The organism is Pseudonocardia sp. T1-2H (assembly GCF_038039215.1).
Classification (GTDB): domain Bacteria; phylum Actinomycetota; class Actinomycetes; order Mycobacteriales; family Pseudonocardiaceae; genus Pseudonocardia.
The window spans coordinates 4833401-4860251 of sequence record NZ_JBBPCL010000001.1 but is presented as its reverse complement, the minus strand read 5'-3'; the positions used below and the strand labels follow the sequence as shown (position 1 = coordinate 4860251).

At 73.2% G+C, this 26851-nt stretch carries 28 protein-coding genes and 2 pseudogenes; 22 read left to right on the top strand and 8 right to left on the bottom strand.

Annotation, left to right across the window (positions count from 1 at the left end; genetic code table 11):
• The first annotated feature begins 33 nt into the window (after positions 1-33).
• From dnaJ to era, 9 genes and pseudogenes are all read left to right on the top strand, one after another.
• Positions 34-1203, top strand: coding sequence for a molecular chaperone DnaJ (gene dnaJ / locus WBK50_RS23995; protein WP_341337766.1), 1170 nt, complete (start codon positions 34-36; stop codon positions 1201-1203).
• Between the two features lie 29 nt (positions 1204-1232).
• Positions 1233-2002, top strand: a pseudogene (locus WBK50_RS23985) (16S rRNA (uracil(1498)-N(3))-methyltransferase).
• 392 nt (positions 2003-2394) lie between these two features.
• Positions 2395-2928 carry an isochorismatase family protein gene (locus tag WBK50_RS23980; RefSeq protein WP_341337763.1) on the top strand — a complete coding sequence of 178 codons (534 nt, stop codon included), beginning with the start codon at positions 2395-2397 and terminating at the stop codon, positions 2926-2928.
• A gap of 171 nt (positions 2929-3099) precedes the next feature.
• Positions 3100-4125, top strand: a complete 1026-nt coding sequence (locus WBK50_RS23975) for a PhoH family protein (protein WP_341337762.1) — start codon at positions 3100-3102, stop codon at positions 4123-4125.
• 186 nt (positions 4126-4311) lie between these two features.
• Positions 4312-4863 carry an rRNA maturation RNase YbeY gene (gene ybeY, locus WBK50_RS23970; protein WP_341337761.1) on the top strand — a complete coding sequence of 184 codons (552 nt, stop codon included), beginning with the start codon at positions 4312-4314 and terminating at the stop codon, positions 4861-4863.
• 37 nt (positions 4864-4900) lie between these two features.
• Positions 4901-6316, top strand: a complete 1416-nt coding sequence (locus tag WBK50_RS23965) for a hemolysin family protein (protein WP_341337760.1) — start codon at positions 4901-4903, stop codon at positions 6314-6316.
• Positions 6303-6665: a cytidine deaminase gene (locus WBK50_RS23960; protein ID WP_297498239.1), complete on the top strand. Its 363-nt coding sequence runs from the start codon at positions 6303-6305 to the stop codon at positions 6663-6665. The genes WBK50_RS23965 and WBK50_RS23960 overlap by 14 nt, the downstream gene beginning before the upstream one ends.
• Complete coding sequence (lhgO, locus tag WBK50_RS23955; protein WP_341337759.1) at positions 6662-7885, top strand: L-2-hydroxyglutarate oxidase; 1224 nt, start codon at positions 6662-6664, stop codon at positions 7883-7885. The genes WBK50_RS23960 and lhgO overlap by 4 nt, the downstream gene beginning before the upstream one ends.
• Positions 7886-7961: 76 nt before the next feature.
• Entirely contained in the window at positions 7962-8888 is a 927-nt protein-coding gene (gene era / locus WBK50_RS23950; RefSeq protein ID WP_341337758.1) for a GTPase Era, read from the top strand.
• A 66-nt stretch (positions 8889-8954) separates the two neighbouring features.
• On the opposite strand, the gene WBK50_RS23945 is transcribed toward era, so the two are convergent.
• Positions 8955-9665 (bottom strand): HugZ family pyridoxamine 5'-phosphate oxidase, encoded by a 711-nt coding sequence (locus tag WBK50_RS23945; RefSeq protein WP_341337757.1) that lies wholly within the window; start codon positions 9663-9665, stop codon positions 8955-8957.
• Positions 9666-9716: 51 nt separating this feature from the next.
• Here WBK50_RS23945 and recO point away from each other — a divergent pair, with 51 nt between their 5' ends.
• From recO to WBK50_RS23915, 6 genes are all read left to right on the top strand, one after another.
• Positions 9717-10499, top strand: coding sequence for a DNA repair protein RecO (gene recO / locus WBK50_RS23940; protein WP_341337756.1), 783 nt, complete (start codon positions 9717-9719; stop codon positions 10497-10499).
• Complete coding sequence (locus WBK50_RS23935) at positions 10489-10725, top strand: hypothetical protein (RefSeq protein ID WP_341337755.1); 237 nt, start codon at positions 10489-10491, stop codon at positions 10723-10725. Before recO ends, WBK50_RS23935 begins: the two co-directional genes overlap by 11 nt.
• A complete protein-coding gene (locus tag WBK50_RS23930) occupies positions 10686-12401 on the top strand; it encodes an ABC transporter ATP-binding protein (protein WP_341337754.1) in 1716 nt (571 codons plus the stop codon). Before WBK50_RS23935 ends, WBK50_RS23930 begins: the two co-directional genes overlap by 40 nt.
• 85 nt (positions 12402-12486) lie before the next feature.
• Positions 12487-13272: an isoprenyl transferase gene (locus tag WBK50_RS23925; RefSeq protein WP_341337753.1), complete on the top strand. Its 786-nt coding sequence runs from the start codon at positions 12487-12489 to the stop codon at positions 13270-13272.
• A complete protein-coding gene (locus WBK50_RS23920; protein ID WP_341337752.1) occupies positions 13269-13679 on the top strand; it encodes a hypothetical protein in 411 nt (136 codons plus the stop codon). Before WBK50_RS23925 ends, WBK50_RS23920 begins: the two co-directional genes overlap by 4 nt.
• Before the next feature lie 7 nt (positions 13680-13686).
• Positions 13687-14829, top strand: coding sequence for a multidrug effflux MFS transporter (locus WBK50_RS23915; protein ID WP_341337751.1), 1143 nt, complete (start codon positions 13687-13689; stop codon positions 14827-14829).
• A 105-nt stretch (positions 14830-14934) separates the two neighbouring features.
• Here the strand turns inward: WBK50_RS23915 and WBK50_RS23910 are convergent, their stop codons facing one another.
• The 3 genes from WBK50_RS23910 to WBK50_RS23900 form a co-directional block, all read right to left on the bottom strand.
• A complete protein-coding gene (locus WBK50_RS23910) occupies positions 14935-15537 on the bottom strand; it encodes a hypothetical protein (RefSeq protein WP_341337750.1) in 603 nt (200 codons plus the stop codon).
• A gap of 103 nt (positions 15538-15640) precedes the next feature.
• On the bottom strand, positions 15641-16066 hold the full coding sequence (locus tag WBK50_RS23905; protein ID WP_341337749.1) for a Fur family transcriptional regulator: 426 nt from the start codon (positions 16064-16066) through the stop codon (positions 15641-15643).
• The gene (locus tag WBK50_RS23900) at positions 16063-16446 is read right to left on the bottom strand and encodes an ArsR/SmtB family transcription factor (RefSeq protein WP_341337748.1); all 384 of its coding nucleotides are present in this window, start codon (positions 16444-16446) and stop codon (positions 16063-16065) included. The genes WBK50_RS23905 and WBK50_RS23900 overlap by 4 nt, the downstream gene beginning before the upstream one ends.
• Positions 16447-16545: 99 nt before the next feature.
• On the opposite strand from WBK50_RS23900, the gene WBK50_RS23895 reads away from it, so the two are divergent.
• The gene (locus WBK50_RS23895) at positions 16546-16932 is read left to right on the top strand and encodes an antibiotic biosynthesis monooxygenase (RefSeq protein WP_341337747.1); all 387 of its coding nucleotides are present in this window, start codon (positions 16546-16548) and stop codon (positions 16930-16932) included.
• Positions 16933-16995: 63 nt separating this feature from the next.
• A complete protein-coding gene (locus tag WBK50_RS23890) occupies positions 16996-18393 on the top strand; it encodes a glycine--tRNA ligase (protein ID WP_341337746.1) in 1398 nt (465 codons plus the stop codon).
• A gap of 139 nt (positions 18394-18532) precedes the next feature.
• On the opposite strand, the gene WBK50_RS23885 is transcribed toward WBK50_RS23890, so the two are convergent.
• Positions 18533-19513 (bottom strand): hemolysin family protein, encoded by a 981-nt coding sequence (locus tag WBK50_RS23885; protein WP_341337745.1) that lies wholly within the window; start codon positions 19511-19513, stop codon positions 18533-18535.
• Entirely contained in the window at positions 19510-20880 is a 1371-nt protein-coding gene (locus tag WBK50_RS23880) for a hemolysin family protein (RefSeq protein ID WP_341337744.1), read from the bottom strand. Before WBK50_RS23880 ends, WBK50_RS23885 begins: the two co-directional genes overlap by 4 nt.
• 249 nt (positions 20881-21129) lie before the next feature.
• Between WBK50_RS23880 and WBK50_RS23875 the strand changes: the two genes are divergently transcribed.
• From WBK50_RS23875 to WBK50_RS23860, 4 genes and pseudogenes are all read left to right on the top strand, one after another.
• Positions 21130-22167, top strand: a complete 1038-nt coding sequence (locus tag WBK50_RS23875) for an XdhC family protein (protein WP_341337743.1) — start codon at positions 21130-21132, stop codon at positions 22165-22167.
• A gap of 113 nt (positions 22168-22280) precedes the next feature.
• A complete protein-coding gene (locus WBK50_RS23870) occupies positions 22281-22946 on the top strand; it encodes a YdcF family protein (RefSeq protein ID WP_341339489.1) in 666 nt (221 codons plus the stop codon).
• Positions 22943-24246, top strand: a pseudogene (locus WBK50_RS23865) (deoxyguanosinetriphosphate triphosphohydrolase). The gene WBK50_RS23870 and the pseudogene WBK50_RS23865 overlap by 4 nt, the downstream one beginning before the upstream one ends.
• A 115-nt stretch (positions 24247-24361) precedes the next feature.
• Positions 24362-24781 carry a YccF domain-containing protein gene (locus WBK50_RS23860; RefSeq protein WP_341337742.1) on the top strand — a complete coding sequence of 140 codons (420 nt, stop codon included), beginning with the start codon at positions 24362-24364 and terminating at the stop codon, positions 24779-24781.
• Positions 24782-24936: 155 nt separating this feature from the next.
• Here WBK50_RS23860 and WBK50_RS23855 read toward each other — a convergent pair whose 3' ends face one another.
• The gene (locus WBK50_RS23855; protein WP_341337741.1) at positions 24937-25266 is read right to left on the bottom strand and encodes a DUF732 domain-containing protein; all 330 of its coding nucleotides are present in this window, start codon (positions 25264-25266) and stop codon (positions 24937-24939) included.
• Positions 25267-25663: 397 nt separating this feature from the next.
• Positions 25664-26410, bottom strand: a complete 747-nt coding sequence (locus tag WBK50_RS23850) for an HNH endonuclease family protein (protein ID WP_341337740.1) — start codon at positions 26408-26410, stop codon at positions 25664-25666.
• Positions 26411-26654: 244 nt separating this feature from the next.
• Between WBK50_RS23850 and WBK50_RS23845 the strand changes: the two genes are divergently transcribed.
• Positions 26655-26846: a hypothetical protein gene (locus WBK50_RS23845; RefSeq protein ID WP_341337739.1), complete on the top strand. Its 192-nt coding sequence runs from the start codon at positions 26655-26657 to the stop codon at positions 26844-26846.
• The last annotated feature ends 5 nt before the right edge of the window (positions 26847-26851 follow it).

Genomic DNA, 26851 nt, shown 5'->3' with positions numbered 1-26851 from the left:
CTGTCGAGCTGAAGGATCATGGGGAATTCGAGGGTGGCACGCGACTACTACGGGATCCTGGGCGTCGAACAGGGCGCGGGTCCCGACGAGATCAAGCGGGCGTACCGCAGGCTCGCCCGGGAGCTCCATCCCGACGTGAACCCGGATCCGGCGGCGCAGGAACAGTTCCGCGAGGTCAGCACCGCGTACGAGGTGCTGACGGACCCGGAGAAGCGGCGCATCGTCGACCTCGGCGGCGACCCGCTGGACAACGGGCGTGGCGGCGGCGGTGGCGCCGGCGGGGGAGACCCGTTCAGCGCGTTCGGCTTCGGCGACATCATGGACGCCTTCTTCGGCGGTGCCGGGGGCGGCCGCGGCCGGGGCCCGCGCAGCCGGGTCCAGCCCGGTGCGGACGCGCTGATCCGGATGCAGCTCACCCTCGAGGAGTGCGCGACCGGCGTGCAGCGCGAGCTGACCGTCGACACCGCGGTGCTCTGCTCGGAGTGCAGCGGCAACGGCTGCGCGCCCGGCACCTCCCCGCAGACGTGCGACATCTGCGACGGCCGCGGCGAGATCCAGAGCGTGCAGCGCTCGTTCCTCGGCCAGGTCGTCACCTCGCGCCCGTGCCCGACGTGCCGCGGCCTCGGCGAGGTCATCCCGGAGCCGTGCCGGCAGTGCGCCGGGGACGGCCGGGTGCGCTCGCGGCGCAACGTCGGCGTGCGGATCCCCGCCGGCGTGGCCGACGGGATGCGCGTCCGGCTGGCGGGTCAGGGCGAGGTCGGCGCGGGCGGTGGCCCGGCCGGTGACCTCTACGTCGAGGTCGAGGAGGTGCCGCACGAGGTCTTCCGGCGCGACGGCGCGGACCTCCACGTCACCCTGCCGCTGCCGATGACGGCCGCCGCGCTCGGCGCGACGCTGCCGCTCCCGATGCTCGACGGCGCGCTCGAGGACCTGGACATCGAACCCGGCACCCAGGCCGGCGCGATGCGGACGCTGCGCGGCAAGGGCATGCCCCGGCTGCGCTCCACCGGCCGGGTCGACGGGTACGGGGACCTCATCGTGCACATCGACGTCACGGTGCCCACCAAGCTGGACAAGGAGCAGACCGAGCTGCTGCGCCAGCTGGCGAAGCTCCGCGGCGAGGAGCAGCCGGACCTGGCGGTCGGGGCGCGCAACGGGCACGGGCTGTTCTCCCGGCTGCGGGACTCCTTCGGCGGCCGCTGAGTGGGGCTCGCGGCCCGGGCCGCCGGCGCATGAGTACGGCACCCCTGTTCCTCGTCGAGGAACTGCCGAAGGTCGGAGCGCACACCCTGACCGGTGCCGAAGGTCGGCACGCGGCCACGGTGAAGCGGATCCGTCCGGGCGAGGTCGTGCTGCTCGCCGACGGCCGGGGCGGGCTGGCACGCGCCGCGGCCGGTGAGGCGGGCAAGGACTTCCTGGAGCTCGACGTCCTCGACGCGGTCCGCCTCGACCCGCCGTCCCCCGGGTGCTGCTCGCCCAGGCCCTGGTGAAGGGCGACCGCGGCGAGCTGGCGGTCGAGACCGCCACCGAGGCGGGCGTCGACGGGGTGATCCCGTGGCGGGCCGCGCGCTGCGTCGCGAAGTGGGAGCAGGGCCCGCGCGGGGAGAAGGCGCTCGCCCGCTGGCGCTCGACCGTGCGGGAGGCGGCGAAGCAGGCCCGGCGCCCGTGGGTGCCCCCCGTGTCCGAGCCCGTCTCCACCACCGAGCTCGCCCGTCGGGTCGGCGAGGTCGAGCGGACGCTCGTGCTCCACGAGAGCGCGGACGACGTCCTGCGCGCCTCCGACCTGCCCGCGTCCGGCGACGTCCTGCTGGTCGTCGGGCCGGAGGGCGGGATCTCCGACGCCGAGCTCGACACGCTGGTCGCCGCCGGTGCCCGGACCGTCCGGCTCGGCCCGGACGTCCTGCGCGCGTCCACCGCCGCGGCCGTCGCCCTCGGCGCGATCGGGGCGCTGACGGGCCGCTGGACCGCGCGTCCCGACCCGTTCGCCGAGCCCTCCCGCTAGTCCCTGCGCGACACGCACGGCCGTATCGATTCCGAGCGCGAAAGGCCCCCGCTCGGCGGCCGGTCGAACTATTGTGTGGCCGCCCCCGCCGTGTGGCGGGGAGGGGCTCGTGGCCGTTCGCGTCCACGAGGCCGCCGGAGGAGCCCCCCTCGGCCGGTGGCCGCCACGTCGCGGTGGGTGTCCTCCATGTCCGCCGCGACGTGGTCCTCCCCCCGCCGGTGTCCCCGCGCCCCGTCGGATCGCGTACGGGGACCGGCCGAGCCGGTTCGCCGAGCTCGGCCGCCCGCTCGCGATCGACCTGGTCGACGGCACGGCCGGCACGGAAATCCGCGACTCGGTGACGGAACACCCCGGCACACGGGAAACTGGGGACCGATCCCGGGAGGACAACGATGTTGATGTCGGCCAAGGGCGGCCTGCTGCTGCTCGTCGACCTGCAGGAACGGCTGATGCCGGCGATCTCCGGCGGCGAGGCGGTCGTCGCGAACGCGGTGCGGCTCGCGGAGGGCGCCGGGCTGCTCGGCGTGCCGGTCGCGGCCACCGAGCAGTACCCGGAGGGCCTCGGCCCGACCGTTCGCGAGCTGACCGCGTATCCCCAGCTGGTGCTGCCCAAGACGGCGTTCGGGGCGGTCGGTGAGCCCGGGTTCGCGATGCTGCTGCCGCCCGGGACGAAGGAGATCGTCGTCGCCGGGGCGGAGGCGCACGTCTGCGTGCTGCAGACCGTCATCGGGCTGCGCGAGGAGGGGCACCGGGTCGTCGTGGTGGCCGACGCGGTCGGGTCCCGCGTCCCGGCGAACCGGGACGCGGCGCTCACGCGGGCCCGCGAGCACGGCGCCGAGGTCGTCACGACCGAGATGGTGCTGTTCGAATGGATGGCCGCCAGCACCCATCCGCAGTTCCGGGACGTGCAGAAACTCATCCGCTGACCGCTCGGAGAATGCGCGGCGAAGTGTCGGAACCGGCCGGTACCATCGATGCCGTCCCCGTCATGAGACCGAGAGCAGGCGACGAAGCAGTTGACCCAGCGGATTCCCGAGAGCCAGCGGACCCCTGAGACCCGGACACCTGAGACACAGCCCGACCCCGTCCAGTCCCGCATGGCCGTCCCGGACACCGCCCTGCTCGCGCTGCTCGGCTCCCACGACGAGAGCCTGCGCACCGCCGAGGAGATGCTCGAGGCGGATGTCCACGTGCGCGGCAACGAGCTCACCCTCACCGGTGTCCCGGCGGAGGTCGCGTTCGCGGAGCGCGTCTTCACCGAGCTGATCACCCTCGCCGAGCGCGGCCAGCACGTCGGTTCGGACACCGTCCGGCGCACGGTCGAGATGCTCACCGAGGACGACCCCGCCACCGCCACGATCCGGGGCGAGTCCCCGGCGGAGGTGCTGAGCCTGGACATCCTGTCCCGGCGCGGCAGGACCATCCGCCCCAAGACCCTCAACCAGAAGCGCTACGTCGACTCGATCGACGCGCACACCATCGTCTTCGGCATCGGCCCCGCCGGTACCGGCAAGACCTACCTCGCCATGGCCAAGGCCGTGCAGGCGCTGCAGGCCAAGATGGTCAACCGGATCATCCTGACCCGGCCGGCCGTCGAGGCGGGGGAGCGGCTCGGCTACCTGCCCGGCACGCTCTACGAGAAGATCGACCCGTACCTGCGCCCGCTCTACGACGCGCTGCACGACATGCTCGACCCCGAGTCGATCCCCAAGCTCATCGCCGCGGGGACCATCGAGGTCGCGCCGCTCGCGTACATGCGCGGCCGCACGCTCAACGACGCGTTCATCATCCTGGACGAGGCGCAGAACACCACGCCCGAGCAGATGAAGATGTTCCTCACCCGGCTCGGGTTCGGCTCGAAGATCGTCGTGACCGGTGACGTCACGCAGATCGACCTGCCGAACAGCGCGCGGTCGGGGCTGCAGGTCGTGCAGGACATCCTCTTCGGCGTGGACGACGTGCACTTCGCGGAGCTGTCCAGCAGCGACGTCGTGCGGCACCGGCTGGTGGGGGACATCGTCGATGCCTACGCCCGCTTCGACGCCGCGTCGCAGCGGCCGGACCTGCGCAGCGCGGCGCCGCGGACCGGACCGCCCCAGGACCGGCGCTCGCGGCGCCGCTGAGCGAACGGTGACCTGACACGGGAAGTGGCGTCCTCGCACAGGGCCGGACCTGTGCGAGGACCACGAGACCTGTGCCGGGTGGGGGTCGGGACCCCTCCCGCTCCGCGGCGACTACCCTCGTCACCGGTGAGTGCCGGGGGCCCCGGCACCCGAAGCAGAGGTAGCCGTGATCCCCGAGGTTGGTCAGTGAGCATCGAGATCGTCAACGAGTCCGGCGTCGCCGTGGACGAGTCGTTGATCGTCTCCGTCGCCCGGTACGCGCTCGACGTCATGCAGGTCAGCCCGGCCGTCGAGCTCGCGATCACCGCGGTGACCCTGGAGACGATGTCCGAGCTGCACGAGCGGTGGATGGACGAGCCCGGGCCCACGGACGTCATGGCGTTCCCGATGGACGAGTTCGCGGAGGACACGCGCCGCCCGGACGCGCCGGACATCGGCCCCGCGCTGCTCGGGGACGTCGTGCTCTGTCCGGCGTTCGCGAAGGACCAGGCCAAGCAGGCCGGGCAGACGCTGGACGACGAGCTGCACCTGCTCACCGTGCACGGCGTCCTGCACCTGCTCGGCTACGACCACCACGAGCCGGACGAGGAGCGTGAGATGTTCGCGCTGCAGAACAAGCTCCTCGCGGACTGGCGGACGGACCGCGCGCGCACCGCCGCCCGGGAGGCGCAGCGCCGTAACGACTCCCGGCTGCTCGGCACGGTCGGCCTCGAGGACGACCGCCCCACGACCAAATGAGCGACGCCCCGAGTACCGGCGACCGGGAGCCGGTCCGATGAATGCCGTCGGCTTCCTGGTCATCGTCATCGTCCTGGTTCCGCTGGCCGGGCTGTTCGCCGCCGCCGACGCCGCGCTGACCTTCGTCTCCCGGGCCCGGGTCGACGCACTGGTCCGCAGCGGCAAGGCGGGCGCCCGCGCCCTGTCGAAGGTGGTCGCGGACCGGCCCCGGCACGTCAACCTGCTGCTCCTGCTCCGGCTGATGGCCGAGACCGCGGCCACCGTGCTGCTCGCCGTCGCCCTCGCCAGCTGGATCACCCCGCCCGGCCTGGGCGTCCTGCTCGCCGCGGTGATCATGGTCGTGGTCAGCTACGTGCTGATCGGCGTCGGCCCGCGCACCGTCGGCCGCCAGCATCCCTACGCCGTCGGGCTGGTCGTCGCGGTCCCGGTGCGGATGCTCGCGACGGTCCTGTCGCCGCTGGCCTCGCTGCTGATCCTGGTCGGCAACGCGATCATCCCCGGCCCCGGTTTCCGCGAGGGCCCGTTCTCGTCCGAGGTCGAGCTGCGCGAGCTGGTGGACATGGCCAGCACCCGCGGCGTCGTCGACGAGGACGAGCGCCAGATGATCCATTCGGTCTTCGAGCTGGGGGACACGATCGTCCGGGACGTCATGGTGCCGCGGCCGGACCTGGTCTGGGCCGAACGGGACATCCCGGTCGAGAAGGTCGTCCGGCTGGCGCTGAAGAGCGGGTACTCGCGCATCCCGGTGCTCGGCGAGGGCATCGACGACATCATCGGCGTCGCGTACCTCAAGGACCTCGTCCGGGCGAGCTACGAGCGGCCGGACGCCCCGCTCCCGGAGGTCGTGCGGCCCGCGTTCTTCGTGCCGGACTCCAAGCGGATCGACGAGCTGCTCCGCGAGATGCAGCGCACGCGCATCCACATGGCGATCGTCGTCGACGAGTACGGCGGCACCGCCGGCGTCGTGACCATCGAGGACATCCTCGAGGAGATCGTCGGCGAGATCACCGACGAGTACGACCGCGACGAGGTGCCGGACGTCGAGCACCTGGACGGACGGACGCTGCGGCTCGCCGCCCGGCTGCCGGTGGAGGACCTCGAGGAGCTCTTCCAGGACGAGTTCGCCGGCACCGACCGGGAGGCCGCGCTCGCCGAGGCGCTCGAGGACGCGGACGTCGACACCGTCGGTGGGCTGCTGGCCCAGCGGCTCGGCCGGGTCCCGCTCCCCGGGGCCGAGGCCGAGGTGGAGGGCCTGCTGCACCTGCGCGGCGAGGGCGGCAAGGACGCGCGGGGCCGGATCCGCATCACGACGGTGCTGGTCACGCCCCTGGACACGCCGGATGAGAACGACGAGGACGAGGACCGGGCCGAGAACGACCGGGCCGACGACGAGGACGGAGGGGCCCGGACCACCGAGGCCCTGCAGCGGGAGGAATCAGATGTCCGGCAGTGAGGGCGCCACACTCGACCCCGAGGACGCCAAGATCGTGACGCTCGCGCGGTCGTCGCGGGCACGTACCGGGGCCGCCGAGGGCGCGGCGGTGCGGGACACGGACGGCCGCACGTACGCCGCCGCGTCCGTCGACCTGCCGTCGTTGCGGCTCACGGCGCTGCAGGCGGCCGTCGCCGCCGCGGTGTCCAGCGGTGCCCCGGGCCTGGAGGCCGCCGCCGTCGTCACCGGGTCCGGCGCCGCGGACGACGCGTCCGTGGCGGCTGTCCGGGACCTCTCACCGTCCGCCCTCGTGATCGTCGCCGACCCGGCGGGCACCGTCCTCACCACGCTCGAAGGAGCCTCCGCATGAGCACCACCCCCAAGTACGACGTGGTCGTGGTCGGTGGTGGCATCGTCGGGCTGGCCACCGCGCACGCGGTCGTCCGGACCGGGCGCAGCGTCGCCGTCGTCGAGCGCGAGCCGCAGCTGGCGAACCACCAGACCGGCAACAACTCCAACGTGATCCACTCCGGGCTCTACTACGCGCCCGGCGAGCTGAAGGCGCGCCTCGCCGTCGCGGGCTGCGCGGAGACCGTCGCGTTCTGCCGCGAGCACGACCTGCCGCACGACGTGTGCGGCAAGCTCGTCGTCGCCACGCACGACGACGAGCTCCCGCGCATGGCGGAGCTGGAGCGCCGCGGCCGGGCCAACGGCGTGGAGACCCACCGCCTCGACGCCGAGGGCATGCGCGACCACGAGCCGAACGTCCGCGGCATCGCGGCGCTGTGGGTGCCCTCGACCGGTATCTGCGACTACCGCGCGGTGGCCGAGAAGATCGGCGAGCTGATCGTCAAGGAGGGCGGCGAGGTCCACCTCGGCCGCGCGGTGACCCGCATCGTCCGCCGGCCGGACGACGTCGTGGTCCGCACGGACGGCGGGGACCTCCTCGGTACCCAGGTGGTCGTCTGCGGCGGGCTGCGCTGCGACGAGCTGGCCAAGGCCTCCGGCGCGGACCCGGGCGTCCGGATCATCCCGTTCCGCGGCGAGTACTCGGGCTTCACCGAGGACGCGGCACAGCTGGTCAAGGGCCTGATCTACCCGGTCCCGGACCCCGCGTTCCCGTTCCTCGGGGTGCACGCCACCCGCGGCATCGACGGGCACGTGCACGCCGGCCCGAACGCCGTCCTCGCGCTGGCCCGGGAGGGCTACTCCTGGGGGACGATCAAGCCCAAGGAGCTGCTCGGGTCCCTCGCCTACCCGGGCATGCTCCGGATCGCGAAGCAGCACTGGCGCTACGGGCTGGGCGAGGTGCACCGGTCGCTGTCGAAGAAGGCCATGGTCAAGCAGATCCAGCGGATGCTGCCGGACGTCCGGGCCGAGCACCTCGTGCCCGCGGGCGCCGGGGTCCGGGCCCAGGCGGTGAAGGCGGACGGCACGCTCGTCGACGACTTCCTGTTCGTGGACCAGGGAACGGGCCGCGGCTCGGTGTTGCACGTGCTCAACGCGCCCTCGCCCGCCGCCACCGCCGCCCTGCCGATCGGCCGGGAGATCCTGCACCGGCTCACGGGCGAGACGCTGGGTGCGCTGTGAGGTGCGCTGACGGGCCTGTGCGCGGAACCTGTTGCCAGGGCGACGATTTCCGTGCACGAGCCGAGCGGAGCGAGACATGACCAGCTTCTCCTGGCCGGACGACTTCCGGTCCGGCTTCGCCTGCTTCGTCGGGCGGCCCAACGCCGGGAAGTCGACGCTGACCAACGCGCTGATCGGGCAGAAGATCGCGATCACCTCGTCACGGCCGCAGACGACGCGGCACGCGATCCGCGGGATCGTGCACCGGCCGGACGCGCAGCTCGTCGTCGTCGACACGCCGGGTCTGCACAAGCCGCGCACGCTGCTCGGCTCCCGGCTGAACGACGTCGTCCGCGAGACCTGGGCCGAGGTGGACGTGATCGGCTTCTGCGTGCCGGCGGACCAGCCCGTCGGGCGCGGGGACGAGTTCATCGTCAACGAGCTGAGGTCCGTCGCCGGGCGCACCCCGGTGATCGGGATCGTCACCAAGACGGACAAGGCGAGCCAGGAGCAGATCGTCACCCGGCTCACCGAGCTGACGAACCTGATGGACTTCGCGGACGTCATCCCCGTCTCCGCGGTCGACGGCTTCCAGGTCGACGAGCTGGCGAACCTGCTGGTCTCGAAGCTGCCCGAGGGGCCGCCGCTCTACCCGGACGGCGAGCTCACGGACGAGCCGGAGGAGACCCTCGTCGCCGAGCTCATCCGCGAGGCCGCGCTCGAGGGTGTCCGGGACGAGCTGCCGCACTCGATCGCCGTGGTGATCGAGGAGATGATCCCGCGCGAGGACCGGCACCCCAAGGCCGCGCCGATGCTGGACATCCACGCGCTGATCTACGTCGAGCGGTCGAGCCAGAAGGGCATCGTCATCGGCAAGGGGGGCGCCCGGCTCAAGCAGGTCGGGACGGACGCGCGCCGGCAGATCGAGGCGCTGCTCGGGACGAAGGTGTTCCTGGAGCTGCACGTGAAGATCGCGGAGAACTGGCAGCGGGACCCGAAGCAGCTCCGCAAGCTGGGCTTCTGAGTTCCCGCAGGTCAGCCCGGGTTGTGCGCGGGAAACCTCGCTAGAACGAGGTTTCCCGCGCACAGGTCAGGGGAGGCGGCGGACCAGGGCGACCATCGCGGCCCGGACGGCGTCGGGCGTGCGGCACTCCTCGTCGAACTCGATCCGGACGGGCTCGTCGGAGGCGTCGGAGGAGATGGCGAACCCGTGTCGGTCGACGTCGAGCATCCGCGCGCGCGTCGTCCCGGGCAGGTCTGCCAAGGTCCGGCAGAAGGCGACGAGGGAGTCCCCGTGGTCGTCGTTCATGTGCCCGGCGATCTGGGCGCGGTACGGGAAGAGGGGGTCCGGCGCGGCGGCGGCGTAGTCCGCGGCGGAGACCCAGCTCATCCGGGCGAACCCGCCGACGTAGCGGACCGCCGTGACGTCGAGCCGGTAGGTCCGGAAGTCGTGGAAGTCCGAGTAGACGCCGTTCGGGTGGACGGCGCGGTAGACCTCGTGGGCGGCGTCGCGCTCGGCGCCGTCGAGGACCCGGGCCGTCCCGAGGAGCGTGACCCGGGCGAGCGCGAGCGGGTCGCCCTCCCCGTCCTCCGTGACCAGCACGGACGCCCGCGGATCCGCCGCGAGGTTGCGGCTGTGCTCGGCGAGGTCCGAGAGCCGGAGCAGGGGTGAGCCCGTCGCGTCGACGGCGAGTGCGGCCACCGAGCCGAACGGGAACCCGGCCGGGTCCTTCGACAGCGTCGAGAGCACCCCGCTCGACGCGTGCGAGGCGAGTGTGCGGGCCAGTTCCGGATCGTCCATGCCCGCGAGGCTAACGGCGCCGTTCTGCGAAGGAGCCGTAGGCTCGTCGGGGTGAGCACCCTGTACCGCGACACCGCCGTGGTGCTGCGCGTGCAGAAGCTCGGCGAGGCGGACCGGATCGTCACGCTGCTCACCAAGCGCTACGGCAAGATCCGCGCGGTTGCGAAGGGCGTGCGCCGCACCCGCTCCCGTTGGGGCGCGCGGCTCGAGCCGTTCAACCACGTCGACGTCCAGTGCTACACCGGCCGCAGCCTGGACGTCATCACCCAGTGCCAGACCGTCGACGCGTTCGGCTCCGGCGTCGTCGCGGACTACTCCCGCTACACCGCCGGCTGCGCGATCCTGGAGACCGCGGACCGGATCGTCTCCGAGGAGGGCGGCGAGCCGTCGCTGCGGGTCTACCTGCTGCTCGTCGGGGCGATCCGGGCGCTGGCCGGCGGCGAGCGCGACTCCTCGCTGATCCTCGACGCGTTCCTGCTGCGCGCGATGAGCCACGCCGGCTGGGCGCCGTCGATCTCGGAGTGCGCGCGGTGCGCGGAGCAGGGCCCGCACCGGGCGTTCAGCGTGCAGGGCGGGGGAGCGGTGTGCGAGCGGTGCCGCCCGCCGGGCTCGGTGACGCCGTCACCGGAGACGTTCACGCTGCTCGACGCCCTGCTGCACGGGGACTGGGACGTCGCGGACGCCGCCGAGCCGTTCACCCGCCGGGACACGTCCGGCCTGGTCGCGGCGCACCTGCAGTGGCACATGGAGCGCCAGCTGCGGTCGTTGCCGCTGGTGGAGCGCCGGGCTCCGGAGCGGCGGGAACCCGTCACCGGCGGCCCCCATGCCGGCTGACGACACGACCGACCCCGAGAACGCGGACAGAGGCCTCGGCCGCCGCGTCTGGACCCTCTTCGACGACCACCACGGCACCCTCGCCGCGATCCTCACCGCAGTCGTCCTCACGAGCGGCCTCGGGATCATCACCCCCTTCCTCACCCAGGCGGCGTTCGACAGGGCGCTGTTCCCGCCGGCCGCGTCGTGGACATCCCGCTGCTGGCCTGGCTCGTCGCCGGCATGATCGCGATCCCGGTCGTCTCGGCGCTGATCGGCGTCTGGCAGACCTACCGGACGACCCTGCTCGGCAACCAGGTGATGGCGGACCTGCGGGGGCGGCTCTTCGAGCACCTGCAGCGGATGGACCTCTCGTTCTTCACCGCCACCCGGACCGGCGCGATCCAGTCCCGGCTGGCCAACGACGTCGGCGGCGTGCAGAGCGTCCTCACCGAGACGGCGACGTCCGTGCTCAGCAACGTCGTCACCGTGGTCGCGGCGCTGATCGCCATGATCGTGCTGTCCTGGCAGCTGACGATCGTCGCCGTGGCGCTGGTGCCGTTGTTCGTGCTGCTCCAGGTCCGGGTCGGGCGGGTGCGCCGGCGGCTGGCCGGGCGGACCCAGGAGTCGCTCTCGGACATGACGGCGATCACCGAGGAGTCCCTGTCGGTGTCCGGTGTGCTGCTGGCCAAGGTGTTCAACCGCCAGGAGTACGAGGTCCGCCGCTACCGTGAGGAGAACGCGAAGCAGGTCGGCCTGCAGGTCCGGCAGGCGATGACCGGGCAGACGTTCTTCGCCGTCGTCCAGACCTTCCTCGGCGTGACGCCCGCACTCGTCTACCTGATCGCCGGGTTCCTCGTCGCGATGGGATCCGGGGTCAGCGCGGGCACGATCGTCGCGTTCACGACGCTGCAGACCCGGCTGCTGTTCCCGACGGTCAACCTGCTGCGGGTCTCCCTCGACGTCCAGACCTCGCTCGCGCTGTTCCGACGGATCTTCGAGTACCTGGATCACGAGCCCCGGATCGTCGATCGGCCGGACGCGCGGGAGCTCGACGTCGCGACCGTGCGCGGCGAGATCGAGCTGCGCGACGTGTGGTTCTCCTACCCGCCGGCCGATCGCTCCGAGGACGGCCTGCAGATCACCTCGACGCGGACCTGGGCGTTGCACGGCGTCAGCGCGGTGATCGAGCCCGGGCAGCTCGTCGCCGTCGTCGGGCCGAGCGGGTCCGGGAAGACGACGTTGTCGTACCTGATCCCGCGGCTCTACGACGTGGACCGCGGTGCGGTGCTGCTCGACGGCGTCGACGTCCGGGACCTCACCCAGACCTCCGTCGCGGCCGCGGTCGGCATGGTCACCCAGGACACCTACCTGCTGCATGCGACGATCGCGGACAACCTGCGCTACGCCAAGGCCGACGCGACCGGGGAGGAGCTGGAGGCGGCCGCCCGCGCGGCCAACATCCACGACCGGATCGTGAGCTTCGCCGAGGGCTACGACACCGTGGTCGGTGAGCGGGGTTACCGGCTCTCCGGCGGGGAGAAGCAGCGGCTGGCGATCGCCCGGGTGCTGCTCAAGGACCCGCCGATCCTGATCCTCGACGAGGCGACCAGCGCGCTGGACACCACGAGCGAGCGGCTCGTGCAGCAGGCCCTCGAAACCGCGACCCGGCAGCGTACGACGATCGCGATCGCCCACCGGCTCTCGACGGTGCTGGGCGCGGACCTCATCCTCGCGGTACGCGACGGCGAGATCGTCGAGCGGGGCACCCACACGGAGCTGCTGGAGCTCGACGGGCTCTACGCGCGGCTCTACATCGAGCAGTTCGCGGGCGGGCGCGTCGAGGCGCGCTGCTCGGACGGCGTGGTGTTCCGGGACGGGCACACGTTGGCGACGAGCGCACCGGCCGCGTCCGACGCCTGAGTGGCTCGAGCGCCACCGGGCGCCGCTCGAGTCACTCGGACGGCGGGTGCCCGGACCGCCCGACCCGGTCCGTAGGGTGCCCAACGTGCCCTTCCAGCCACCGCCGCCCCACCCCTCGGGAGCCCGGCCCCCGGCCATCCCGCCGGAGCTGGTCCCGAACCACGTCGCGCTCGTCATGGACGGCAACGGCCGCTGGGCCAACGCCCGCGGGCTGCCCCGGATCGAGGGGCACCGACGCGGCGAGGCCTCGCTCATGGACGTCGCGCGCGGGTGCATCGACATCGGCGTGAAGTGGCTGTCCGCCTACGCCTTCTCCACCGAGAACTGGAAGCGCAGCCCGGACGAGGTGCGCTTCCTGATGGGCTTCAACCGGGACGTCATCAGACGCCGCGTCGACGAGATGCACGCCATGGGCGTGCGGGTCCGCTGGGCCGGGCGTCGGCCGCGGCTGTGGCGGTCGGTGATCAGGGAGCTGGAGGTCGCCGAGGAGAAGACCCGGCACAACGACGTCCTCACCCTCACCATGTGCGTCAACTACGGCGGCCGCGCGGAGATCGCGGACGCGGTCAAGCAGATCGCCGAGCAGGTCAGGGACGGCCGGATCAAGCCCGAGAAGATCGACGAGCGGACGATCGCGCGCTACCTCGACGAGCCGGACATGCCGGACGTGGACCTGTTCGTCCGCTCGTCCGGCGAGCAGCGGACGTCGAACTTCCTGCTCTGGCAGTCCGCCTACGCCGAGATGGTCTTCCTGGACACGCTCTTCCCGGATTTCGACCGCCGCCACATCTGGCAGGCGATCGAGATCTACGCCCGCCGCGACCGCCGGTTCGGTGGCGCCCTCGACACACCTGAGACGAGCACCCCATGACCGCCCCCGTGATCGATGTCGCCCGGGCCGCCCTGGAGCGCTTCCACGACGTCCAGGCCGACGACGACGGCTCGCTCACCTTCGCCCACGGCGGCGTGCTGTGCGTGGTCCAGGGCACGGAGCTGGAGGAGGGCCTGCCCGTCCTCAACCTGACCTGCGTCGTCGCGTGGGACCTGCCCGTCGACGAGGACCCGGCGAAGGACGTGCCCACCCGGGTCGCCCTGGGCGTCGGCGAGGGCCTGTTCGGCACCCCGCGCGTGGTGCGCGGGGAGGCGGGCTGGGACGTCACGCTCCGGTACGCGTTCCCGGCCGCCGGCCTGACCGAGGGGCCGATGGGGACGCTGCTGATGCTGGTGGTGAGCAGCGCGTCGAGCATGCGGGCGGAGCTGATGGGTGAGCCGGCGTGATCCGCCGATGACCTCGGAGACCGCCCGGCCGAAGATCCCGCTCGGCCGGGTCCTGGCCCTCGGCGGCCTCTCGACCTTCGGGCCGCTCTCGCTCGATCTCTACCTGCCCGCGCTGCCCCGGCTCACGGCCGATCTGGGCACCACCGAGGCGCTCGGCCAGGCGTCGATGTCCGTCTGCATGATCGGGCTCGCCGTCGGGCAGCTGCTGGTCGGGCCCTTCAGCGACCGGATCGGACGGCGGCGGCCGCTGCTCGTCGGCGTCGCCCTGTACGCCGTGACGTCCCTGCTGTGCGCGTTCGCCCCGACGATCGAGGCGCTGCTCGTGCTGCGGCTGATCGGCGGGCTCGCCGGCGCGGTGGGGCTCGTCGTCTCCCGGGCCATGGTGCGGGACCTCTACTCCGGGGACGCGGCGGCGCGGGCGTTCGCGCTGCTCATGGTGGTCGGCGGGACGGCGCCGGTGATCGCGCCGGTGCTCGGGAGCCAGCTGCTGCGGATCACGGACTGGCGCGGGCTGTTCGTGACGCTGGCGCTGATCGGGGCCGTGCTGCTCGTCGCCGCGCTCACGCAGCGGGAGACGCTGCCGCCCGCCCGTCGTCGGGCCGGGGGCTTCGCCGACACCGGACGGGCGCTGGCGGGGGTGCTGCGGGACCGGACGTTCCTGGTCCCGACGCTGGTCCTGGCGCTGGTGTGCTGCGGGATGTTCGTCTACATCGCCATGGGCAGCTATGTGCTGCAGGGTGCGCCGTACGCACTCGGGGCGCAGGCGTACGGGATCGTGTTCGCCGTCAACGCGGTGGGGATCGCGCTCGCGAGCCGGCTCAGCGCCGCGCTCGTCCGGCGGATCGGCGCGCCGCGGACGCTCGTCGTGGCGGTCGCGGTGTCCGTGACGGGCGGGGCGACGTTGCTGCTCGGGGTCCTGCTGACGGACTCGGTGTGGGCGGTCCTGCTGCCGCTGTTCCTCGTCGTCTCCAGCGTGGGGATCGTGGCGCCGAACGCGACCGCGCTGGCGCTCGCGAGGCAGGGCGAGGCCGCGGGGTCGGCGAGCGCGCTGCTGGGCCTGACCCAGTTCGCGTTCGGCGCGGTCGTCCCCCGTTGGTGTCGCTCGGTGGGGTCTCGGCGCTGCGGATGGCCGTGGCGATCCTGGCCGTAGGGGTGGCCGGCGGGCTCGCCTGTCTGGGCCTGCGGGCACGAACCGCTGCTTGAGCGGCTCGAGCGTCACTGGTCGACGCTCGAGCAACTCATGCGGCGGCGGCCGTCAGCCGTCCAGGCGGACCAGGGGAAGGCCGGCGAGGTCCGCGGCGGTCATCTCCCGCGCGGCCGCGAGTACCCGTTCCTGCGCGGCGGCCATCTTCGAGTCCACGAGCCCGGAGAGGCCGTAGGCGATCCGGCCGAGCACCCGGACCGTCGGGTCGTCGACCGGCGGACGGGGCGCGGAGACGATCGCGACGCCCGTCGGGTGCCCGTCGTTCGCCTGCGCGATCCCGATCGTGAACGCCTCGCGCGGGTTCACGTGCCGGGACGCGTAGTGGTCCCGCAGCTTCGGGAACAGCGGATGCAGGCCGGCCATCTCCGCGTCGAGGTCCAGGGTCTTGACGTCGTCGGAGGTGAGGACCTTCGTGCGGCCCGAGAAGCAGCGGACGTAGCCGACGAGCGCGCCGGTCCACAAGGCCTCGACGAGCACCTGGTCCTGCTCCGGCGCGGCCAGTGCGGAGACGAGGTGCTCGCAGCAGCGCAGCACGTACTGCAGGTCCTCGAACACCGCGGCGAGCTGCGCCAGCTCACCGGACTCCGGGCTGTCGAGCGCGCGCACCGTGCTGGGCGCGGCCTCGGTCCCGATGCTGCCTCCGTCGTCGCTCACGATGACGGCCTCCCCACGCTCGGCGCCGTACGCACCGTCGCGCACGTCGGGGAGGACGCTAACCGCCTCGGAGACGTGCGGGGATCTCGTTATGAGACGCCCGTCACCGGGCGTCGCCGCAGGGCCGGCACAGTCCGAAGATCTCCACGGTGTGGCTGAGCTCGGTGAACCCGTGTTCCTCGGCGATCCGCTGCGCCCAGCTCTCGACGGCCGGCCCCTCGATCTCGACGGCCGCGCCGCAGCGCCGGCAGACCAGGTGGTGGTGGTGGTCGTCGGTCTCGCAGCGCCGGTAGACGGCCTCGCCGGAGCCGGTGCGCAGGACGTCGACCTCGCCGCCGTCCGCCAGGACCTGCAGCGTCCGGTACACCGTCGTCAGGCCGATGCCCTCGCCGGTGCGCCGGAGCTCCTCGTGGATCTCCTGGGCGGAACGGAAGTCGTCGAGCCGGTCCAGCAGCGCGGACACCGCGGCGCGTTGCTTGGTCGCGCGCTGCACGCGGCTCCCGGCTACCGCCGGTGGGGTCGTGCTCACGCATCCTCCTCGACGTGCGTCAGGGCGTCGACGACGATGTGCGCGAGGTGGTCGTCGACCAGGGAGTAGACGACCTCGCGCCCCTGCCGGGTGCCCTCGACGACCCCCGCGGACTTCAGAACCCGCAGGTGCTGGCTGATCAGCGGCTGGGTGACCTGCAGCGCGTCGACCAGGTCGTGCACGCAGCGCGAGGACTCCAGCAGCTGCAGCACGACCGCGATCCGGACCGGGGCGGCGAGCGCGCGCAGCAGGTCTCCGGCCGCCGCGAGCGTGGCCGGCGTGCGGACGACCGGAGCGGGGGCGGGGCGCACGTCGGGGCAGGGGTGCTCGTCGTGCTCGTCTCCGGAGACGGGCTCCGCGATCGGCTCGGTGATCGGCATGACCATCCAGTCCCGTGGGCGGCGGCCACGCCCTCGGTGGTTCGACAGACCTCGCCGGGCCGCATCTCGCATGGTAGTCGTTTTCACTAAGGTCGCGGTGTGCTGCTCGTCTGTCGCTTCGCCGTGCCCGCCCCGCAGGCCCCGGCGTTCGCCGCCCGGGCCCGCCGCGCCCTCGAGCTGCTGGGTGCCGCGCCCGGCTGCCGGGGCGGCGAGGCGGGCCGCGCCGTCGACGACCCCGAACGCTGGGTGCTCACCGTCCGGTTCGACTCCGTCGACGCCTACCGCCGGGCACTGTCGCCCTTCCCGGTGCGCGAGCACGTCGTCCCGCTGCTGTCCGAGGCCCTGGCGGACGAGCCGTCCGCGTACGAGACCCTGCTGACGGGCGTCGACGGCCTCGTCGTCGAGCGGGAGAGCCTGCTCACGGAGGACCGGACCGGCACTCTCGGTGACGGTGCCCCGCGGCGGGCACACCTCGGCGGCGGATAGTCTGGGAATGCCCTCGCATCCGGCGGGGGTGAGTTCCGTCTGATCCCTCCCAGGAGTACCTCCGTGGCCAGCAAGCCCAGTTCCGCCAAGATCGAGACCATCGTCGCGCTCGCCAAGCGCCGCGGCTTCGTCTTCGCCTCGGGGGAGATCTACGGCGGCACCCGCTCCGCGTGGGACTACGGGCCCCTGGGCGTGGAGCTCAAGGAGAACATCAAGCGGCAGTGGTGGAAGTCGATGGTCACCGGCCGCGACGACGTGGTCGGGCTGGACAGCTCGGTGATCCTGCCCCGCCAGGTCTGGGTCGCCTCCGGCCACGTCGGGGTGTTCAACGACCCCCTGGTCGAGTGCCTCTCCTGCCACAAGCGGTTCCGTGCCGACCAGCTCGCCGAGGAGTACGTCGAGCGCACCGGCAAGGCCGCGACCGAGGACGACCTCTCCGACGTCCCGTGCCCGAACTGCGGCACCCGCGGCCAGTACACGGCGCCGCAGGACTTCAACATGATGCTGGAGACCCACCTCGGCCCGGTGAAGAGCGACGAGGGACTGGCCTACCTGCGGCCGGAGACGGCGCAGGGCATCTTCGTCAACTTCCTCAACGTGCAGACGACCTCGCGCAAGAAGCCCCCGTTCGGCATCGGCCAGATGGGCAAGAGCTTCCGCAACGAGATCACGCCCGGCAACTTCATCTTCCGCACCCGCGAGTTCGAGCAGATGGAGATGGAGTACTTCGTCGAGCCGGGCACGGACGAGGAGATCCACCAGTACTGGATCGACGAGCGCACGCGCTGGTACACGGACCTGGGGATCTCGCCGGAGAACCTGCGGCACTACGAGCACCCCAAGGAGAAGCTCTCGCACTACTCCAAGCGCACCGTGGACATCGAGTACCGCTTCGAGTTCACCGGGCAGGAGTGGGGCGAGCTCGAGGGCATCGCCAACCGCACGGACTTCGACCTGACGACGCACTCGAACCACTCGGGCGTCGACCTCTCGTTCTACGACCAGGCCAGCGGCACCCGCTACCGGCCGTACGTGATCGAGCCCGCGGCGGGCGTCGGCCGCTCGATGATGGCGTTCCTCATCGAGGCCTACACCGAGGACGAGGCGCCGAACGCCAAGGGCGGCGTCGACAAGCGGGTCGTGCTGAAGCTCGACCGCCGCCTCGCGCCGGTCAAGGCCGCGGTGCTCCCGCTCTCGCGCAACGCGGACCTCTCGCCCAAGGCGCGCGACCTCGCGGCGCAGCTGCGCAAGAACTGGAACGTGGACTTCGACGACGCCGGCGCCATCGGCCGCCGCTACCGCCGGCAGGACGAGATCGGCACCCCGTTCTGCATCACGGTGGACTTCGACACCCTGACCGACAACGCGGTGACGATCCGCGAGCGGGACACGATGGCCCAGGAGCGGATCGGCCTGGACCAGGTCGAGAGCTACCTCGCCACCCGCCTGCTCGGCGCCTGAGGACCGCTCCGTGGGACCGGTAGCGGCCCTGTCCGGCTGAGATCGGCCCCACGGGCTGATCAGGCTGCCCGCGTGTGAGCGAGAGGGTGGAGGCTCCGTCCGGGCCGCCGCGCCGAAGCGCCGACCCGGACGGGCCGTGTCAGGCCGGCAGCAGCCGGTCCACCAGGTCGTGCAGAGTGACCAGGCCGAGCAGCTCGGACCCGTCCTCGACGAGCGCGAGGTGGCTGCGGGTCTCCCGCATCGTCGCGAGCGCCTGGTAGACGGGCATGTCCGCGTCGAGCCGCAGCACCGGGCGGATCAGCTCCCGGGCCGTGCCCTCCCGGCCGAGCGTGTCCCGCACGTGGACGAACCCGACGGGCTCGCCGCCGTCCCGCACGATCAGCCGCAGGTGCCCGCTCGCCCGCGAGGTGTCGCGGATGCGGGCCACGTCGTCGTCCGCGGAGACGCCGGTCAGCTCGCGGTGGACGAACTGCCGCAGCGGCGCGTCCTCCAGTTCCAGCACGGTGACGAGCTGGTTCCGGCGGTCGTCGTCCAGCGCCCCGGCCCGCGCCGAGTGGTCGACGAGCTCGCGCAGGTCCGCGGGAGTGCGACCGGACGCCATCTCGTCGACGGGTTCGACGCCGACCCGGCGCAGGCACCGGTTCGCCATCCCGTTGAGCCCCAGCAGCAGCGGCCGGGTCACGATCATGAAGCCGCGCATCGGCAGCGCCAGCAGCGTGGCCGAGCGCTCGGGGTGCGAGATCGCCCAGGACTTCGGCGCCATCTCCCCGACGACGAGGTGCACGAACGTCACGACGATCAGCGAGAGCACGAACGACAGGACGCCTGCCGTGCCCGACGGCAGGCCCCAGCCTTCGAACACCGGCTGCAACGCGGCGTCGACGGCGGGCTTGGCGACCGCACCGAGGCCCAGCGTGCAGAGCGTGATGCCGAGCTGGGACCCGGCGAGCAGCAGGGACAGGTCCTTCGCGCTGCGCAGCGCGGCGCGGGCCGACGCGCTGGTGTCGGCGAGCTCCTCGAGTCGGTAGCGGCGGGCCGCCACGAGCGCGAACTCGACGGCGACGAAGAACGCGGACAGCGCCACCAGTGCCGTCGACGCGACGATCACTCCGACGCTCATGCCCTCTCCTCCGCCTCGCGGCGCGACGCGGGCACGGTGACCAGGCGCAGCCGCACCGTCTCCGGCACCCGTCGCTCCACCTCACGCACCTCGATCTCGAGCCGGTGCTCGTCCTCGTCGTCCTCCGCGCCCGCCTCGCGGGGCAGGATCACGGTGATGACGTCCCCGGGTTCGGGGAGGCGCTGCAGCTCGGCGATGACCAGGCCGCCGACGGTCTGGTAGTCGCCTTCGGGCAGGTCCGCGTCGAGCAGCCGGCCGACCTCGTCGACGTGCAGCGCGCCGGGGACGGTCCAGCCGTCGCCCAGGGCGTGCGGGTCGTCGTCGACGCCCACGTCGTGCTCGTCGGTGATCTCGCCGACCAGCTCCTCCGCGATGTCCTCGGTGGTGATGACGCCGGCGAGGCCGCCGTACTCGTCGAGGACGCAGGCGAACTCGTCGTCCGCCTCGCGCAGCGCGTCGAGCACCGCGGGCAGCGGCAGCGACGCGGGCACGATGACGGCCGGGCGCATGACCTCGGAGACCCGCAGCGTCGCGGCGTCCGGGACGTCGATCGCGAGCAGGTCCCGCAGGCAGATGACGCCGACGGGGTCCTCCCCGTCCACGACGGGGTAGCGCGAGTGGCCGGCCGCCATCGCGTCGGACAGCTCGGCGATCGTGATGTCCGGCCGCACCGACGTCACGCGCGGGCGGGGGATCATCGCGGCCCGCGCCGGACGGTCCTGGAAGTCCAGGACGCGGTCCAGCAGCGTCGACAGGCCCGGGCGGAGATCGCCGCTGTCCCGGGAGTCGTCGATGATCGCCTCGAGGTCCCGCGGGGTGGCGGCGTGCTCGACGTCGTGCACGGGCTCGATCCGCAGGGCCTTGAGCAGCAGGTTCGACGCGGCGTCGAACAACGTGATCAGCCAGCCGAAGAGCCCGAGGTAGAGGTTCGTGGAGAACGCGAGCCGCCGGGCGACCGGTTCGGGCCGCGCGATCGCGAGGTTCTTCGGGAAGAGCTCGCCGAACACCATCTGCACGACGGTGGAGAGCAGCAGCGCGAAGATCACGCCGATCGTGACGCCGACACCGGTCGGGACGCCGACGCCGCCGAGCAGCTCGCCGATGCCGTCGCCGATCAGCGGCTCGGCGACGTAGCCGACCAGAAGGCCGGTGACGGTGATGCCGAGCTGTGCGCCGGACAGCATGAACGAGGTGCGCTTCGTGATGGCCAGGGTGCGCTTCGCGCCGGCGTCACCGGCAGCGGCGCTCGCCTTCAACCGCGAACGGTCCACGGCCATGTAGCCGAACTCCTGGGCGACGAAGTACCCGGTCAGCGCGGTGATCGCGACGACGACGAGCACGCCGAGGAGGATGTTGAGGATGATCATGACGTCACCGCGCGACGGTCAGCGGTGGGGGAGGTCCGTCCATGGGGGACGGTGCCGGTACTGCAGGAGGGGTCCATGGCTCCGGGGAGTCTGTAGTGGGTGGTACGTCCGGTCAAACGGCGATCATGCCGTGCGGGTTCCCCGGGCGCCCGCCGGTTCACCCGGACGTCCTTGACGTCGGGGCGGCGCGCGACCCGCCGGACGGCAGGTCGGCGCGAACTGTCGGGGGTGGTGGCTACGCTGATCCTTGTGACCGCGACCTCCGTGCCGTCCACTTCCGAGACCCTCCGCGAGCTGGGGTCCGCCCTGCGCCGCTGGAGCGCGGGTGAGGCCGGCTCGATCGGCGTGGTCCGGGTGCTGGGCCGGCACGGTTTCGGCACGGTCGAGTCCGGCCAGATCGTGGCGGGCACCGCGTCCGGCGAGACCTCCGGCGTCCTCTATCTGCACGCGCTGGACGACACCGCCGTCCCGCTCGCGAGTGTCGCCGCGCAGCGTCCGGAGGTCCGCGAGGCGCACGTCGCCGAGGCCGGCGCCGCCGAGGCCGGCCTCGCCTGCGCGGGTGGCGCCACCCTGCTCGGCCACCCGCTGCCGGGCCCGCTCGCCGCGGCCCTCGGGGAGGCCCTCGAACACGCCAGCCCGGCCGCGCTGATCTCGACGGTCGACGGCGCCGCGGCCCTCGTCCTCACCGGCCCCGCGCTGGACGTCGTGCACGGCTCGCTCGGCACCGCCGGGCTGGACGAGGAAGGCGTGGAGGCCGCCCGCCGGCTCCTCCGCCGCGGCGGCACCGTCACCGAACGCGTCACCGCCGGGGACGCCGAGCTGCTGCTCGACCTGTGGGTGCCGGTGCCGTCCGTGCTGGTCGTCGGCGCGGGCGCGATCGGTGAGGCCCTGCTCGCCCAGGCCGCACTGCTCGGCTGGGCCGGCCGCACCGTCACCGGGCTCGACGAGGCGCGGGACGCCGTCGCGGCGTTCACGGACGCGGACGTCGTCGTCCTGCTGGACCACTCGCCCCGCTTCGACGCGATGCTGCTCGCCGGCCTCGAGCACGGCCGAGGGTTCCTCGGCGCGCTCGGCTCGCGCCGCACCCAGGCCGCCCGCCGGGAACGGCTGCTGGCCGCCGGGGTGTCCGAGGAGCAGCTGGCCACGATCCACGGCCCGGTCGGGTTGGATCTCGGCGCCCGCACCCCGGCCGAGACGGCGGTGTCGATCGTCGCCGAGGTGATCGCCGCCCGGGCGGGCCGCGCCGCCACCGCGTTGGGCGCCTCGCAGGGACGGATCGGGGGGTGAACGCGCCCCTCCGTCGACCGGCTGCACGAGGGAAGCCGCGGCGCCGCTACGAGAGCGCGGACGCCGATCCCGTCACCGAGCGTCTGCCCTGGTCCGAGGCCGAGACCGTGCCGATGGGCCCCGAGCCCGCGGCGGCGCGCGCCGTCCCCGGCCGCGCCGCGCCCCGCTGGATCCGGCGGCTGCTGCTCGGCACGGTGCTGATGGCCGTGATCATCGTGGGCGGCACCGCGTTCCGCGTCTGGCAGGTCGCCCGGGTGGACGGGGACCGGCCCGTCGACGCGGTGGTCGTGCTCGGGGCCGCGCAGTACGCCGGCGAGCCCAGCCCGGTCCTCGCCGCCCGGCTCAAGCACGCGCTCGCGCTCTACCGGGACGGCCTCGCCCCGCGGATCGTCACGGTCGGGGGCAAGCAGGTCGGGGACCTCTACACCGAGGCCGAGGCGGGCCGTCGCTACCTGACCGCGCGGGGCGTCCCCGCCACGGCGATCGACATGGTCGACGAGGGCACGGACACCCTCGGCAGCCTCAAGTCCGTCGCCGCCCGGGCCGGGCAGGAGGGGTGGAGCAGCGCGCTCGTCGTCAGCGACCCGTGGCACTCGCTGCGCGCCCGCACCATGGCGCGGGACGCGGGACTGGACGCCTGGACGTCCCCGACCCGCAGCGGGCCGGTCGTGCAGACCCGGGAGACGCAGGCGCGCTACATCTTCCGGGAGACCGGGGCGCTGCTCTACTACCGGCTCACCCACGCGTCCGCGGAGACCGAGAACACCGGGCTCGGATGACGCTCTCCGTCGAACAGGGCGGTTCGCACCCCGCTGCGGACTCCTACGACGAGCACGCCCGCGCCCGCCTCCTCCCCGAACCGCCGAAGGGCTCGGGCCTGGGCGAACGCGTCCGCCGCGAGCGCCGCAGCCCGTTCTCCCGGGACCGCGCCCGCGTCCTGCACTCCGCCGCGCTGCGCCGGCTAGCGGGGAAGACCCAGGTCGTCGGGCCGGGGAGGGCGCCGAGATCAGCGGCATCCCGCGCACCCGGCTGACGCACTCGCTGGAGGTCGCGCAGATCGGCCGCGGCATCGCCGAGGAACTGGGCTGCGACCCGGACGTCGTGGACACCGCGGGGCTCGCCCACGACATCGGCCATCCGCCCTTCGGGCACAACGGCGAACGGGCCCTCGACGAGTTCGGTGCGGCCTGCGGCGGGTTCGAGGGCAACGCCCAGACCCTGCGGATCCTGACCCGGCTCGAGCCGAAGATCGGCCACGGCGAGACCGCGGGCGGGCTCAACCTCACCCGCGCCGCCCTCGACGCGTCCTGCAAGTACCCGTGGCTGCGGCGCGGGGGCGAGCGGAAGTTCGGCGCCTACGCCGACGACGCGGACGTCTTCGACTGGATCCGGGACGGCATGCGGGAGGGCCACCGCTGTATCGAGGCGCAGGTCATGGACTGGTCGGACGATGTGGCGTACTCGGTGCACGACGTCGAGGACGGGATCCTCGCGGGCCGGATCGACCTCGCGGCCCTGGGCTCGGCCGCCGAGCGCCGCGCGCTGGCCGAGCTCGCGAGCAGGCACTTCGGCGCGGACCGGGCGGCGTGCGAGGAGGTCGCCGCGGACCTGTCGACGCTGCCGGCCGTCGAGGCGGTGCGGGGGTTCGACGTCGGCACCGCGCGGACCGAGGGGCACGTCGCCCTCAAGCGGCTGACCAGCGAGCTCGTCGGCCGGTTCGTGCGGATCGCCACCGACGCGACCCTGGACGTCCAGGGCGAGGCCCCGCTGATCCGGCACTCCGGGGACCTCGTCGTCCCGCCGCGGGCGGCCGCGGAGGTGGCGGTGCTGAAGTCCGTCGCGCTGCGGTACGTGATGAGCGACCCGGAGCGGCTCGCGATGCAGGCCCGGCAGCGGGAGCTCCTGCACGAGCTGGGGGAGGCCCTGCTGCGCGGCGCCCCGCAGAGCCTGGACCCCGTCCGGGCCGAGGACTGGGCCGCCGCCCCCGACGACGCCGCCCGCCTGCGCGTCGTCGTGGACCAGGTCGCGATGCTCACGGACCAGCAGGCCGTCGCCTGGCACGCCCGCCTGCCCCGCTGAGGGCGCACGCACCGACGGCGGGTCGCGCCGTTCGCGTCGGCACACCACTCTGTGGGTCCCCTGAGAATCCGCCAGGTCAGCGGCACGAACCGGGGATCACGGGCATCGTGGAGGCGTGCGCACGATCGGTAACGTCCTGTGGTTCGTCCTCGTCGGCTGGTGGCTCGCCCTGGCCTACCTCGCGGCCGGCATCGTCGCGTGCCTGCTCGTCGTCACCATCCCGTTCGGCATCGCCTCGTTCCGGCTCGCGGGTTACTCGCTCTGGCCGTTCGGCCGCACGATCGCGCACGACCGGTACGCCGGCATGCCGTCGATGATCGGCAACGTGCTGTGGGTCGTGCTCTTCGGCTGGTGGCTGGCGCTCGCCCACGTCGCGGCCGGGATCGCGATGATCGTGACGATCGTCGGCATCCCGCTCGGTCTCGCGTCGTTCAAGCTGGCCGTCGCCGCGCTGCTCCCGCTGGGGGCACGGATCGTGCCCGTCGACGCGCTGCGGTACGGCTACCCCGAGCCGCGCCCGCTCGCCCACCGCTGAGCTCCCTGCCGCGGGAGTGACGCCGGCCACTCGTCGTCACATCCCGGAGCGCGGTCCGGCACCACCCGAAGCTGTTCCGGGCCGGCCTGCTCACCGAGACCGCGTTCGAGAAGGCGGGACGGTCCTGCCCGCCGCGGTCCGCGCGGACCGGCTGATCAGCGGCGCGAGTAGGCCGGGCAGTACGAGTCGCTCGCGGCATCGACCAGCACGAGCGCGTCCCGGGCCCCGACACCCGCGGACACCGCCGAGCCGACCAGGGTGCTGCGGGACGTCCCCGACTCGAGCGAGGTGCACACCTCGTGCCCGAGGTCGACGAGCTGGGCGTCGGTGTAGCCCTGGAACGAGGGCCGGTCCGCCACGGCGGCCAGGTAGGCGGCGTCCCCGCGCGCGCCCGCCGAGGCGGTGAGCGCGCTCGTCGCGCCCAGCGCCGTCGTGGTGATGCCGGCGAGCGCGCAACCGGCGAGCAGGACGACGCCCGAGAGCACGGTCGGCAGGATCCATGCCGGCCGCTGCTTCGGCGGCGGCGGGAGGTGCGGGGCGCGCCCGTGGACCGGCGGAGGCGGGCCGAACTGCGGCCCGGCGGGCGGCCGCCACCCGGTCGGGGGCCCCGCCTGGTGCGGGATCGCACCCTGTGGCGGGAGGCCCTGACCCTGCAGGCCCGGCCCTTGGGGGCCCCATCCCTGCGGCGGCACGTGCTGCTGCGGGATGCCCGGCCCCGCCGGGCGGTATCCCGGCCCCTGATCCGGCGAATTCCGGTCCGGCGCGCCCCGCTGCACGGGGATCGCACCCTGCCGACGCTGCCCCCAGGTGCCCTGCGTGTCCATCCGTTCCCCCGGCTGTGCGGACGTCTCACCGAGGACATCGCGCACCGCCGGTGAGGACTTACGTCCCCGTCGAGTGAACCGGACCGGGCACGGTGTCGTCCACCGGAACCGGCTCGCCGGGGCAGGTGCGGAGGATGTCGGCGATGGCGTCGTGCTCGGCCTGGGTGATCCACAGCGCGTACTTGGCCTTGACGGCGACCTGGCGTGCCACGTAGTCGCAGCGGTAGGCCTTGGCCGGGGGCAGCCAGGTGGCGGCGTCGCCGTCGCGCTTGGCGTTGTTCGTCGGGCCGTCGACGGCGAGCAGGTTCAGCGGGTCGTTCCCGAGGTTGCGCCGGGCGGCGGCGTCGAGCTGCTGGGCGCCCTTCTGCCAGGCGTCGGACAACGCGACGACATGGTCGATCTGCACCTTCTCGCTCGTGCCCTGGCCGCGGGTGAACGAGATCGCCTTCCCGGTGTACGGGTCGTTCAGCGTGCCGGTGAGGACGATGCACTCGTGGGTGCCCGGCTTGAAGGTCTCGCCGGTCATGTCCCTGGCCAGGACGTCGTTGCGGGTGTCGCAGCCGTTGCGGTCGACGTCCGCCCAGGCCGGCCCGAACTCGTCCCGGGTGTAGCCGGTCTTCGGTGCGCGGCCCTTGACCGGCAGCGTGGCGAGCACGTCGGCGGCCGCGCCGGACGGTGCGGCCGCGGCGGCCGTCTCGACGGAGACGCCGGGGAAGTCGACCGGGAGCCGATCCGCCAGCGTGGCGCACCCCGACACCGTCAGGAGGACCAGGAGGAGAGCGGGGATGACCCGGGCCGTTCGCACGACGCGAGATCCTCGCCGACATCCGGTGATCACGGTGCGTGACACGCCGGTCGCGCGGGATGCGATGGGTTACACCCTGATCTTGTGCCCTCGACGGGCCCGGTGCTCCTCGAACCCGTCCGCCACGGCGCGACCCCGGCGCGGCGGCCACAGCCGGCGGGATCGGCCGAACGGCCGAGGCTTCGCCCGGGATTCCTACCTCCGGCCGAGGTGACGCACAGGAGAACGGGGCAGCCTCGAGGACATGAACGAGATCCTCACCGCCGTCGGAGCCTGGATCGGAATCTTGGTGATCGCCGTCCTCGTCGTCACACCCCTGCTCGCCGACCTCCCGAACCGCAGGAGGGCGGCCCTGCCGGCCGACGCCGTTCCGCACCTCCCGACCCAGCGCACGGCCGGGACCGCCCGCCCCGCGATCCTCACGCCGCAGGGCTGACGCGC

Excerpts from the sequence above, each read along its gene's own strand:
- WBK50_RS23980 (WP_341337763.1), top strand. The coding sequence starts at position 2,395 with ATGTTGATGTCGGCCAAGGGCGGCCTGCTGCTGCTCGTCGACCTGCAG.
- WBK50_RS23975 (WP_341337762.1), top strand. The coding sequence starts at position 3,100 with ATGGCCGTCCCGGACACCGCCCTGCTCGCGCTGCTCGGCTCCCACGAC.
- WBK50_RS23965 (WP_341337760.1), top strand. The coding sequence starts at position 4,901 with ATGAATGCCGTCGGCTTCCTGGTCATCGTCATCGTCCTGGTTCCGCTG.
- WBK50_RS23960 (WP_297498239.1), top strand. The coding sequence starts at position 6,303 with ATGTCCGGCAGTGAGGGCGCCACACTCGACCCCGAGGACGCCAAGATC.
- lhgO (WP_341337759.1), top strand. The coding sequence starts at position 6,662 with ATGAGCACCACCCCCAAGTACGACGTGGTCGTGGTCGGTGGTGGCATC.
- era (WP_341337758.1), top strand. The coding sequence starts at position 7,962 with ATGACCAGCTTCTCCTGGCCGGACGACTTCCGGTCCGGCTTCGCCTGC.
- WBK50_RS23945 (WP_341337757.1), bottom strand. The coding sequence starts at position 9,665 with ATGGACGATCCGGAACTGGCCCGCACACTCGCCTCGCACGCGTCGAGC.
- WBK50_RS23935 (WP_341337755.1), top strand. The coding sequence starts at position 10,489 with ATGCCGGCTGACGACACGACCGACCCCGAGAACGCGGACAGAGGCCTC.
- WBK50_RS23920 (WP_341337752.1), top strand. The coding sequence starts at position 13,269 with ATGACCGCCCCCGTGATCGATGTCGCCCGGGCCGCCCTGGAGCGCTTC.
- WBK50_RS23915 (WP_341337751.1), top strand. The coding sequence starts at position 13,687 with ATGACCTCGGAGACCGCCCGGCCGAAGATCCCGCTCGGCCGGGTCCTG.
- WBK50_RS23900 (WP_341337748.1), bottom strand. The coding sequence starts at position 16,446 with ATGCCGATCACCGAGCCGATCGCGGAGCCCGTCTCCGGAGACGAGCAC.
- WBK50_RS23885 (WP_341337745.1), bottom strand. The coding sequence starts at position 19,513 with ATGAGCGTCGGAGTGATCGTCGCGTCGACGGCACTGGTGGCGCTGTCC.
- WBK50_RS23880 (WP_341337744.1), bottom strand. The coding sequence starts at position 20,880 with ATGATCATCCTCAACATCCTCCTCGGCGTGCTCGTCGTCGTCGCGATC.
- WBK50_RS23870 (WP_341339489.1), top strand. The coding sequence starts at position 22,281 with ATGGGCCCCGAGCCCGCGGCGGCGCGCGCCGTCCCCGGCCGCGCCGCG.
- WBK50_RS23845 (WP_341337739.1), top strand. The coding sequence starts at position 26,655 with ATGAACGAGATCCTCACCGCCGTCGGAGCCTGGATCGGAATCTTGGTG.